This window comes from Pseudomonas sp. CROZ-RG-20F-R04-15, from assembly GCF_022662375.1.
GTDB lineage: Bacteria > Pseudomonadota > Gammaproteobacteria > Pseudomonadales > Pseudomonadaceae > Aquipseudomonas.
The window spans coordinates 20183-31330 of sequence record NZ_JAKNQL010000017.1 but is presented as its reverse complement, the minus strand read 5'-3'; the positions used below and the strand labels follow the sequence as shown (position 1 = coordinate 31330).

General features: G+C 61.7%; 9 protein-coding genes. All 9 read right to left on the bottom strand.

What is annotated here, in order from left to right; translation table 11 throughout:
* Positions 1-4: 4 nt before the first annotated feature.
* The 9 genes from L8H52_RS21650 to L8H52_RS21610 all read right to left on the bottom strand — a co-directional run bounded on the left by L8H52_RS21650 (position 5) and on the right by L8H52_RS21610 (position 11145).
* The gene (locus tag L8H52_RS21650) at positions 5-694 is read right to left on the bottom strand and encodes an N-acetyltransferase (RefSeq protein ID WP_242208739.1); all 690 of its coding nucleotides are present in this window, start codon (positions 692-694) and stop codon (positions 5-7) included.
* Positions 695-762: 68 nt separating this feature from the next.
* Positions 763-2685 (bottom strand): hypothetical protein, encoded by a 1923-nt coding sequence (locus L8H52_RS21645; protein WP_242208708.1) that lies wholly within the window; start codon positions 2683-2685, stop codon positions 763-765.
* Positions 2682-3989 carry an oligosaccharide flippase family protein gene (locus L8H52_RS21640; protein ID WP_242208709.1) on the bottom strand — a complete coding sequence of 436 codons (1308 nt, stop codon included), beginning with the start codon at positions 3987-3989 and terminating at the stop codon, positions 2682-2684. The genes L8H52_RS21645 and L8H52_RS21640 overlap by 4 nt, the downstream gene beginning before the upstream one ends.
* A complete protein-coding gene (locus L8H52_RS21635) occupies positions 3986-4987 on the bottom strand; it encodes a polysaccharide deacetylase family protein (protein WP_242208710.1) in 1002 nt (333 codons plus the stop codon). The genes L8H52_RS21640 and L8H52_RS21635 overlap by 4 nt, the downstream gene beginning before the upstream one ends.
* Positions 4988-5000: 13 nt before the next feature.
* Positions 5001-6137, bottom strand: coding sequence for a glycosyltransferase family 2 protein (locus tag L8H52_RS21630; protein WP_242208711.1), 1137 nt, complete (start codon positions 6135-6137; stop codon positions 5001-5003).
* Positions 6130-7098: a glycosyltransferase gene (locus L8H52_RS21625; RefSeq protein WP_242208712.1), complete on the bottom strand. Its 969-nt coding sequence runs from the start codon at positions 7096-7098 to the stop codon at positions 6130-6132. The genes L8H52_RS21630 and L8H52_RS21625 overlap by 8 nt, the downstream gene beginning before the upstream one ends.
* Positions 7095-8468, bottom strand: a complete 1374-nt coding sequence (locus L8H52_RS21620) for an O-antigen ligase family protein (protein WP_242208713.1) — start codon at positions 8466-8468, stop codon at positions 7095-7097. Before L8H52_RS21620 ends, L8H52_RS21625 begins: the two co-directional genes overlap by 4 nt.
* Entirely contained in the window at positions 8465-9556 is a 1092-nt protein-coding gene (locus L8H52_RS21615; protein ID WP_242208714.1) for a glycosyltransferase family 4 protein, read from the bottom strand. Before L8H52_RS21615 ends, L8H52_RS21620 begins: the two co-directional genes overlap by 4 nt.
* The gene (locus tag L8H52_RS21610; RefSeq protein ID WP_242208715.1) at positions 9553-11145 is read right to left on the bottom strand and encodes a Wzz/FepE/Etk N-terminal domain-containing protein; all 1593 of its coding nucleotides are present in this window, start codon (positions 11143-11145) and stop codon (positions 9553-9555) included. Before L8H52_RS21610 ends, L8H52_RS21615 begins: the two co-directional genes overlap by 4 nt.
* Positions 11146-11148: the final 3 nt, after the last annotated feature.

The window sequence follows — 11148 nt, the reverse complement described above, 5'->3', positions numbered from 1 at the left end:
AAGCTCAGGCCGCCGTGGCCGTTACGGGTGGACGGGAGGGTTTGCGCAGTGCATCCAGACGCGAACCGCTGTAGCGGCTTTCGCGGTAGAAGCGCCAGCGACCGAACAGGGTGTACACATTCATGATGCGGTTCTGCTCGGTGTAGCCCATGCGCAGGTGCAGCTTGAGCGCCGGGATGTTGTGGAATTCGCAGACGTCGACCACCTTGTCGCAACCTTGCGCGGCCATGGCTTTCCACAACTCCAGTTGCAGATCCACCGACAACTCGCTGCCCCAGTAGGCGCGGGTCAGTTCGCCGCCGAATTCGAAGAACTCACCGGGTTTCACCGGGAACAGGCAGCCGTAGTAGTGCCGGTCGAAATAGTCCCGCGAGCTGCCCCAGATAAACGCCACGGCGTCGCCCTGATCGTCCAGGTGCATGTGCCCGGTGTGGCCCTCATTGGCCAGTTCGGCCATGGTGCCGACGCGGTCGCCGAAGTAGCGGGCGAAGGCGCTGGCGTTGTCCGCTGTGATCTTCACCACCCGCAGTGGCGGATAGGGCTTAAGGTTGTGCGGTGGCACCGGGCTGACCAGGTCGCGCTCCATCCACAACAGTTCCTGATGGGAAAAAACGTAGTGTTTCCACGCTTTGGCGAGGGTGGCGCGCAGGCCTTTCTGCTTGATGTGTTGACTGAGTTTTTGCACAGCGTTCATGGTCTTGGCTCCTGATGACGAGGCATCGCGCGGCCACGGGCCCGCGCGGCTGAACATCAACGGACGGTTCATGAAGCGCTCCAGCTGAGGGCGAACAGGGTTTGCCCCGGCAGCTCGAAACGCACACGCCCGTCCTGGCAGGTAAATGGCGCGTCGCGACTGCGATTGTCAGCACCGAAGTAGCGCAGGGCGCCGTTGTTCAGCGGGCATTTGGCACCGCTCAAGTCGACACGCTGCAAGCGCGTGCCTTTGTTCACCCCGAGCAGGCCACGTTGATCGTCGCCGGCCATCGCCAGCACATCGACTTCAAAGGCATCGTTTTCCAGCCACAGCACCCGATGCAGCCAGTGCTGGGCAATGAACTGCTGGGCCAGACCAACGGGTTTCAACTCGAAGTGTTGTTCATCGGCCGAGACCCGCAACATGCCCTTGGGATACTGCGGCTCATCGGCAGCCTGAAACCAACTGAGCATGCTCAGCAAACCATCCTGCGAAGCGTTGATCACCACCGACGCCCACCACAGCGCAGCGTAGTGGGTGTCCTGATCGTAGGGGCTAAGGCTGGAGCCGCTGGACATGTTGGTCTGGTCGAGCAGCAAGGCTTTGCGCGGCTGGCCTTTGCTGTCGAGGCCGACCAGCTCGGCAGCACGGCGCACGCTGTCGCGGTAGACACGGGTGGCGAGCAGGTCGCGGATCATCCATTCGTGCCATGCCAGCGCGTCGACCTGATCAGCGGATTCGCTGAGCAAGCGCCGCGCCCAATCAATCCCGCGCTTGTCTGCCGCGTTGTTGGCAAACGGCCCGTTGACCAGCCGCGAACTGGCCGGCATGGCAATGCGCACGCCAGCCTTGGCATTCGCCGGATCGCTGCGCACCTGGCGGGCCATGCTGGCGAAAATCGCTTGATACTGCGCGTAGCTGGAATAGTTGAGGTTCGGCTCGTCGGCAAAACCAATGTAGTGCGTGCCTTTGCCGCCCAGCGTACGCGTGCTGGCCAGCCATGCATCGAGGCCGCTGTTGCTTTGCACATCGGCGCGCAGATCGGCCTGACGCTGACTGCCGGCCAGCAGGGTGATGTCCTGTTTGATGCCGAAACGATCCTGATAGACCTGGCGGAACGCGTCTTCGAAATGCGGATTCTTCGCCGTCACATCAACAAAGCTGTAGTAACTTGCGGCGGTCGGTTTCAGCGCATCGAGCGCGGCATGACTGGCGGGCGGCGGCATCACGTAGGGCAGGGCGACGCCGAGATCCGGCGTGCGTCCGAGGATTTTGTCGTGCAGGACCAGACGCGTCTGGCCGGCGTCTTCACGCAGCGGTTTCAGTTGCTGCGGATTCTGTGCAAACAGATTCGCCGTTCCATCGAGCCAGAACGCCGCTTTGCCACTGCCTTGCAAACGCAGACGCCAGATCTGTTCTCGCTCACTGACGGGCAGGGCGACCTGATCGAACTGCCAATAAGCACGATAGGGTTTCAGCGCCAGTGTCCGTTGCTGATCATCGCCGACGCGCTGCGCCTGCAAGCCGCTGACGCCACCATGAAACTTGCCCGCCAGCACTGCGTGTTCACCCGCTGCGACTTTGAAATACAACTCGTCGCCGTTGCGGGTGTCGACGCTGAAATGCACTTTCGCCGGGGCGAACAACGCCACCGTGCGCTCGTCGTGTTCAACCCGATAATTGCGGAAGCTGTAGCCGGGAATTTCCAGCCGATAACTGCTCGCGCCGGGCAGCAATGGCCAGCTCTGACTGCCACGCACTTCACTGGCCTTGATGAACCGATCAGCGGCCAGTTTGCCCTGACCATCGAGCAGATACAGATGCTCTTCGTTGGCGTCTGCCTGCCACGCTGGCGTCCAGCGCACGGTCACCGTATCGGGGCGATCGGCTTGCAGGTACAGACTGCCGTCACGGATCTCGCCCCAACGCATCGACGCGGCGAAGGCGTCCAGCGACAGGCCGAGACCGAACAGCAGGGCCAGGCCTTTCATGCGGTTTTCCGCCGTTGCAGCATCAGCCACATCGGCGTGATGTCGCGAGGGAGAATGATCAACGTTTGCCAGAACGGCACGCCGCTTAAACGGCAGTACAACACCAGCATCGCCACGGTCACTGCCAGATAAGCAATCGACGACGCCGCCGCGGCGCCGACGATGCCGTAGGCGGGAATCAACACAAGGTTCAGCGCCAGATTCAGCAGCGCCCCCAAACCCATCAGCAACGACACCGTGCCTGGGCGATTCTTGCCGAGCAGATCCAGACGCAAAATGCTCGCGTAGCACAGGCCCAACAGCCCCGGCAGCAATGCGAGCAGCGCCGGATACGCCGGTTGGTACGCTGCACCGAACAAGGTGACGATCAGCCACTCGCCAATCACCGCCATGGTCAGGCAGGCGCCGAGCATCACCGTGGCAGTCAGGCGCAGGGCCAGCGGGGTGACCTTGTCCATGCCTTCGTCCTGTTGCAGCAGGCGCTTCATCAGTGGCGTGGTTACCGCTTCCGGGACGATCAGCAGTAGCTCGGCGGCAGCGCTGGCCATCGCGTAATGACCGAGCGCGGTGCTGCCGAGCAGAGCACCGATAAACAGATAATCCGAGCGCAGGATCACTTGCTGGAACAGCAGATCGGGATGGCTGCGCGCACTGTAGCGCAGCAGTTCTTTCTGGCTGGCGCGGTCCCATTGCAACTGCAACGGTTGCGCGCGTTTAAGCCAGACCCAACCGACCAGCACTACCAGACTGATGCCGGCCAGCCAACTGATCAGCGCCGCTTCGAGGGCGGCGCTTTTCCACATCCAGAACAGCGCGAGAAACAGCAACAGCGGCGCCAGCGATTCGACCAGACGCAAGGCGTTGAACGCAACCACACCACCGGAGGCGTTGTGCAGCGTCAGCAAGCCGCTTTTCAGTACGGTCAGCGGCACCGCCAGCAGCAACAGCCAGGCGAGCAAGCCGAGTTGCACCGTCACATCCAGCTCAGTGCCAAACTCACGCACCAGCGCCACCACCAACAAGGTCAACAGCGCCGCCAGCAAACAGCCGAACACCAACACCTGACTGAGCAACAAGCCCATCGGCCGTTGCTTGGCCGCCTGATAACCGACCGCCGAATTCAGCCCGCCGCTGGTGGCGGCGCTGATCAAGTCCGGCAACGTGCTGAGCAAGGCAAACAAGCCACGTTCACTTGGCCCGAGAATCCGCGCCAGCAGCACATTGCGCAGCAAACGCAGGGCGATCATCGCCAGTTTGGTGCCCATGCTCAGCGCCAGATGCTTGAGGTAGTTGCCTCGGCTCATGGCCGCGCCCCGCGAAAAATCCGCCACGACAGCAACTCCGGATTGCGCGCGGTGCGCTGGCTGACGCCGAAGCGCGGCAGGTTCAGCGGATTGCCTTCACCGCGATAAATACCGGTGCCGGTGCCGAGCGCAAAGGGATAGTCATGGCTGGCGATCTGTTGGCGCACGCGGTCATCGTTGTCGCCATTGGGGTAGCAATACACCGGTAATGGCCGGTTGCAGCCGTTGTGCAGGGCATCGCGGCTGCGGCTGATTTCTTCGCCGAGGCGCACATCGTCAAGACCGGTGAGGATCGCGTGACTGGCACCGTGCGGGCCGAAACGCACGAGGCCGGAGGCTTCCAGCGCGCGCACCTGATGCCAGTCCAGCGCCTGCGGTTGCGACTCTTGCGGGCATTCATCGGTCAGCTGTTCCAGCTCCTGCGGGTCAATCGACTTCAGACTTTGCAGGTAATGCAGCAGCGCCAGGCTGCGGCGGTCGACGTCGATGTCATCGAGCAGCACCGGCAACGGGTGATGCAGCGTGTGCAGGCATTCGATCAAATGCATCCGCGCCTTGTCGCCATGGCTGCCCCACAGGGTTTCGCCGAGGCTTTCCCACCAGAAGCGCTGACGGCTGCCGATGAAATCGGTGGAGAGGAAAATGCTCGCTGGCACCTGATGTTTTTGCAGCAGCGGAAAAGCGTTGACCGCGTTGTCACGCCAGCCATCGTCGAAGGTCAGCGCCACTCGTGGGCGCTCGGTGCGCAGCGAATTGGGCTGAAGGATTTCCATAAGCGGTACGCAATCGAAATGTTTGCGCAGCCACACCAGCAAATGCTCGAAGGCTTTCGGCCCGACGCACAGTTCATTGCGGTGCGGCAGGTCGGCGGCGCGGTCGTTCGCCAGCACCCGGTGCAGCATCAGAATCACCCCGGCGCCGTGCAACTGGTTACGGCCCATAGACGAGTTGAGATAGAGCCAGCCACTGGTGCGTTTTATCAGTTGTTTGATCGCCATGGCTTCGGTCCTCTTAACGGTTCTGTTCAGGATTCCACTGGGCATACCGCTGACCGCGCAGGAACTGCCACAGACCGAGACTCATCCCGGCGAGGGTGACCAGCAGAAACGCGGCGAGGCGGAAGGGTTTCGGCAAGCGGTGTTGCGAATCCAGCAGCCCGGCAATCGCGATGGCGTAGCCGAACAGTTGTGCGATCAGGGCCAGGCGATAGAAACCGTGGTCGTCCCACAGCCAGAAGTTGCTCAGCAACAGCGGCAACAACAGGATCGGCGCTAGTCGGCGGATCAGTTTGTGGCTGATCAACGCAATCGAGTACAGACCATATTTCAGCGGATTGAGCAGCTCGCGGCGCTGGGCAAGGCTTTGCAGACCACCCACGGTGACACGCTGACGGCGGCGGAATTGCTTGTCCGCCTCATCGACACCGTGGTCGATCACTTGCGCTTCCGGCACATAGACGATGCGTTTGTGCGCGAACGGTGCGCAAGTGCTGATAAAGAAGTCGTCGTTGACCTCGGCCGGCACGTTCTGGAACAACTCCCGGCGCAAGGCGAGCAGGGCGCCGTCGGCGGAGACCATGCAACCGGTGCGGTTCTCGACCCGGCGCAGCCAGCCTTCGTAATGCCGATAGAGGCTGTCGCCGACGCTCAAGCCGCCGCCAGTCACGGGGATGACCATGTGCCCGGCACAACCACCGACGTTGGGATCATTCAACGGCGCGAGCAGGTAACCGAGGGTTTCGCGTGACCATTGGTTGTCGGCGTCGGTGAACACCAGAATGTCGCCGGTGCTCAGCGCTACACCCGCATTCAGCGTTGCGGCTTTGCCCTGGCGCGGCAGGTCGAGCACGGTGATACGCGGGTCAATGACCTTTTGTGCGCACGCGACCGTGTCATCGGTCGAACCGTCACTGGCGAGAATGATCTGCAGGGTCGCCGGCTGATAATCCTGCGCCAGCAACGTACGCAACTTGTGCTCGATATGCCGCGCTTCGTTATGCGCAGCAATCACGATGCTGACGTTCAGTGGCGGCGCTGGCGTGTGGCGCCAGGCCGGGAACAGCGGCGCCAGAATCGTCAGCAGCAGCGGGTAGCCAATATAGGCGTAGACCGGCAGCAACAGGCACATCCAGAAAATGAATTCAGCCACGGGCAGGCCTCCTGGCGTTCCAATGACACAGACTCAGAATGAACGCGGCGCCGGCCAGGTGCAGACGCACCCAGTGCAGGCCCCACAGTTGCAGGGTCAGGCTGATGTCCCGGTGTTTGGCGCTTTGGCGCAGGCTGAGGACCAGTCCCGGTATCAGTGTCAGCATGACCATGACGGCCGCATGATGCGGAAAGCCGTCGAGCAGCGCCGAGATCGCCAGAAAATCCAGCAACCACACCAACAGTGACAGCATCGGAAAACGCAGCAGGCGCAGACTGAAACCGTGGGTGCGCAGCAGTTGCAGGTGACTGCCCTGACGCCACATCTCTTTGCCCATCCACTCGCGCCAGTTCATTTCGTAACCCCAATGCAGGGCGACGTTGTCATTGATCGACAGCAGCCGCGCACCCTGTTCATGCAGGCGCAGGGTCAACTCCTTGTCTTCGCCAGTGCGCAGGGTTTCGTTGAAACCGCCGACCTTGTCGAACCAGCGACGGCGCATCAGCAGGTTAGAGCTGGGCAGCCAGTCAACGACGTGGGACGCCTGCGACGACACGCGTGTGGTGCGGCGTTGCCAGGCGGTGGCGTACCACGGCGCTTCGGCGGGAGTGAGCAGATCAAGGCCGAAGACATCGGCCTGACCGCTGGCCTCAATGTCGAACAGCGGCTTGAGCCAGTTCTCCGGCATTTCAATGTCGGCATCGATGAACGCCAGCCATTCACCCGTGGCGACGGCCGTGCCGCGATTGCGCAGGGCGCCGATCAACAAACCCGGCTGCACCAGCACTTGTGCACCGAACTGACGGGCAATGTGCGGCCCTTCATCGGTCGAACCGTTATCGACCACGATCAACTCGCACTCGACATTGGCGGCGAACGCGGCTTTTTGCGCGGCGAGCAAGGTGCGGCCAATGTGCCGGGCCTCGTTGAACATCGGAATGACGATGCTGATCCGGCTCATGCCTGGGCCTCCGTGGTCAGGGGTGCCTGCTCGGCTTTCAGGCGCAGCGCGCTGGTCAGCGCGAGCATGATCCACACGTACTTCTGGTTCGGCGCGCTGAGGAACATCAGGAACAAGGTCAGCGACAGGAAGCTCACGCCCAGGTGGGTCATCAGATCTGTCTGATAGGAATTGCCGCGCAGCATCCACGCGGCCCGTGCGCGAATCAGGTTGTACAAACCGAGGCCGAGCATGCCGACGAACAACAACCCGGCGGGTACTCCCAGCTCACTGAAGATTTCCAGATAGGTGTTGTGCGCGCGACGATAGAGGTCGCCGATCTTGCGGTTGGCCGAAAACGCCTTGGCGTAACCGGTGGTCGCGTAGTGCAGCGGGAACGTGCCGGGGCCGGAGCCGAGCAGCGGGTTCTCGCGGATCATCTGGCTGCCGACGACGATGTACGACGCGCGGCGGCCGAGGGATTCGTCGTCGTGCCCTTTGGCGCCGGCGCTCAACACGCTCAGCGATTGAATCCGAGCGAGGTAACCGGCGGGCATCGCGTAAATCGCCAGCGGAATCACGATGGCCGCGCCGAGCATGGCGAAACCCAGATGCCGTGGCCGAATACGGGTCAGTTGCGTGCGGTAGTGCCAGCAGCCGATCAGCAGGCTCAAGGCCAATACCACCAGACCCGAGCGCGATTCGGTTTTGGTCATGCCGCCCAACAGCAGCAGGCAGCAACCGCCCCAGAACAAGCGGTGCAGCAGGTTCGGGCTGCGGATCACCAGAAACAGTCCCATCGGCACAGCAAAAGCGATCAGCAGGGCGAACGCGTTGGGGTCTTCGAGCAAACCCGCTGCACGGCCCTGATCCTGGAACCTGGTCGAGAACATCGCCATCGCGCAGGTAGTGCTGACGGCGAGGGTGACCAGACGGGCAAACAGATCAAGGTTCAGCTCGCGGCCGATCAGCAGGGTGATGACAAACAGGATCAGCCCGACACTCAACTCGCGAAGGTGCCCGAGCGACATGCCCATGTCATCGGTGTTGAGCAGGCTCAGCAAGTACAGAGCCATGAACCAGATCAAGTAGCGCCAGATATTGCTGCGCAGGCGCTCCGACGGAATCTGGTGCAGCGCCAGTTGCAGCATCAGGATCACCGCCAGCGAAGCGCCGATGAGCTTGCTGCCGGAGAACGAGGTGTCCTTGAAAAAGCCCTCGAACGGCACCAGTGCGGCAATGCCGAGCAAACCCCAGGTCGGCTTGCGGTACAACACCGCGAAACCCACCAGGCCCAGCACCGCCCCCGGCGCCAGAAACGGATAAGGGCTGGCCAGCAAACCGATGCAGACCAGACCGAGCAGACTGACGATCGAGAGCGGGAAAATCATGCGCGTGCCTCCCGTGCCGTGCGGATGTACAGCTGCGACCAGCGTTCGGCCAGAGCCTTGAGGTCGTAGCGATCCTGTTGCGTGCGTTTTGCGTTGTCGCGCAGTTGCCGGGCCAGCTTCGGCTCGCTCAGCAACGTGTCGAGCTGACGGGCGAGGGCGGCGCAGTCGGCCGGTGTGGCGAGTAAGCCGTTGTGCCGGTGTTCGAGCACATCGGGAATGCCGCCGACCGCGAACGCCACCACTGGCACCCCGGCCTGCATGGCTTCGAGCAAAATCATCGGGGTGCCTTCGGTGCGCGAGCTGATCACCAGCGCATCGAGTTGCTGCCACCACGGTTGCATGGCGATCTGGTAACCGGGCAAACGAATCCGTTGTTGCAAACCGGCGTTGTCGATTCGTGCCTGCAACGCCTCACGTTCCGGGCCATCGCCGAGCATCACCGCGTCCAGTTGCGGATGCTGATGACACAGCGGGATCAAGGCATCAAGAAACAGATCCGGGCCCTTTTCGCTGCTCAAGCGACCGACGTAACCGGCGAGCCAGCGTTGCCGATCCGCGTCCGGCACCAGCGCCGCAGCGGCCGGCAAACCGTTGGGGATCACCTGCAATTTATCCGCCCGTACGCTGGCCTGACGGTGCAGCGTGGCGATGCTTTCCGCCACGCAGACCACCCGGTCCACCGACGCCGTGCGGCACAGTTGCAGGCTCAGCCAGGTGTAGAACTTCTGCTTGCGACTGCGCGGAGTAAAACCGTGTTGAGTGATCACCAGCGGCAGACGCAACAGGGTTGCGCCGACCCAACCGAACAACAGCCCTTTGAAATTATGCGTATTGATCAGCGGTTTTTCCCCGCGACGCTGACGCAAGTGCCGGAGTAATTCGCCAATCCCGGCACAGCCGCGGCAGTCCACCCCGGCCTCGCGAAAGCGTTGGATCAATTCTGGCGGCGCGTCGAGAAACAGCACCTGATGCTGCCCCGGCGTCGCCAGACAATGATCCAGCAACATCCGCTCGGCCCCATAGAAGCCGCCGCTGCTGAGCAAATGAATGATCGGCAGCGCGGCAGTCGGGGAGGATGCGCTGCTCAATTGCGCACCCAGTGCAGGAAGCTTGGCACTGTCCAGTTCTTGTGCGGATTGCTCGGCAGCGCGTTCTGATCGTTGATCACCAACAGCACCGGTACGCCCAGCTCGTGGCTGATTTGCGCCGGGTGTTTGAAGCGGTGATCGAAGAACTCACGCACGTAGACCAGCGCAATTGCCAGCAGCAACCCGGTGAACAAACCGAACGGAATGATCAGGCCCGGTTTCGGGAACGCCGCTTCGGTCGGTTCGAACGGCGGGCTGAGCACCCGGGCGTTGGACAGATCGTCGTTGAGCGCGCCGGTGGTGCTGCTTTCGGCAAACCGCTGAGCGTAAGTCGAGAAGGCGGCGTGCAGGGCATCGATTTCGGTGTCCATCTGCCGCAGCTTGCTTTGCGTCTGCTGCAACTCGTGGATGCGGTTCTTGAACTCGGCGATGCGCGCGGTTTTCTGATCGATCACTTGCTTGACCACCGCCAGATCATTAGTGCGTTCCTGAATGCGGTTGCTCACCACTTTGAGGAACTGGCCACGGGTGCGGGCAATCTGCTCGCGGGTCAACAGCATCGGCTCGCTGCCAGGCTGGAACACCGCCAGGTCATTCATGTAGCGGCTGACCTGGGTGGTCAGTTGTTCGCCCATCTGTTTGATTTCCCGATCCTCGAACGCCACGTTGTCGACGGTGGTGGTGAAGGTGTAGGGGAAGGTGTAATCGTTGAGCTTGTTATTGCTGGCAGCGGCCAGCGCGGTTTTCAGGTATTCGAGCCAGCGCTGGCTCTGCAACAGGCGATCCTGGTACAGGTTCAGGGCTTGCTCTTCGGTGTTGATCGCGTTGAGGCGGAAGGTGATTTCTTCCTTCGGATCCGACGAGCCGACACTTTCCAGCAACGCTTGACGATTGCCTTCCAGGCCATCGAGGCGCACTTGATAGAGGTGCTTTTTCGACTCATAGAAGGACTGCGGCAAGTCGATCGACTGCAAAGCCTGACGGCTGAACAGATAGTTTTGCAGCAAGGCTGAAACAAACGTTGTGCCCTGATGCGGATCGGGGAAGCTGTAGACGATCGAGATCACGTTGGAGCCGGGCAGGGTCTCGATTTTCAGACTGTCGATGGCTTGCTGGGTCAGCGCGTCGAGCGCGGTGTCGCGCACCGGATCAGTCTCAAGTCCAAGCACGTTGCGCACCGGGTTGATCACGTACTGACGCAGCGGCGAGCTGATGTAGCGCTTGAACGGTTCGGCCACCAGTTTGCTGAAGATGCCCGGCGAAGGTGTGTATTCACCCTTGTCGCGCAGTTCGCTGATGGTCTGCCGGATCAGCGCCGGCGAACGGAGGATATTGCTCTCGGTTTCCATGTCCGCCAGCGATGGCGGAATGAACGTGGCGTTGTCCACCGTGAGCGACGTGGTGGCGTCACCCTGGGAGAGTTTTTTCGACTGCACGATGACCTGCGCGGTGATATCGAAGCTCTGTTTGAGCACCAGCGGCAGGAGCAGGGCGATGACTGCAAAGATCAGGAAGACCCGTTTCACCAGTTGCTTGTTGGCGAAGAAGATCCTGAAGAACTCATGCAGGTAGTTTTCCTTTGGATTCATGTC

What these genes read in the sequence shown, in the direction of transcription:
- L8H52_RS21650 (WP_242208739.1), bottom strand. Translation starts at nt 694, where the DNA reads ATGAACGCTGTGCAAAAACTCAGTCAACACATCAAGCAGAAAGGCCTG.
- L8H52_RS21645 (WP_242208708.1), bottom strand. Translation starts at nt 2,685, where the DNA reads ATGAAAGGCCTGGCCCTGCTGTTCGGTCTCGGCCTGTCGCTGGACGCC.
- L8H52_RS21640 (WP_242208709.1), bottom strand. Translation starts at nt 3,989, where the DNA reads ATGAGCCGAGGCAACTACCTCAAGCATCTGGCGCTGAGCATGGGCACC.
- L8H52_RS21635 (WP_242208710.1), bottom strand. Translation starts at nt 4,987, where the DNA reads ATGGCGATCAAACAACTGATAAAACGCACCAGTGGCTGGCTCTATCTC.
- L8H52_RS21625 (WP_242208712.1), bottom strand. Translation starts at nt 7,098, where the DNA reads ATGAGCCGGATCAGCATCGTCATTCCGATGTTCAACGAGGCCCGGCAC.
- L8H52_RS21620 (WP_242208713.1), bottom strand. Translation starts at nt 8,468, where the DNA reads ATGATTTTCCCGCTCTCGATCGTCAGTCTGCTCGGTCTGGTCTGCATC.
- L8H52_RS21610 (WP_242208715.1), bottom strand. Translation starts at nt 11,145, where the DNA reads ATGAATCCAAAGGAAAACTACCTGCATGAGTTCTTCAGGATCTTCTTC.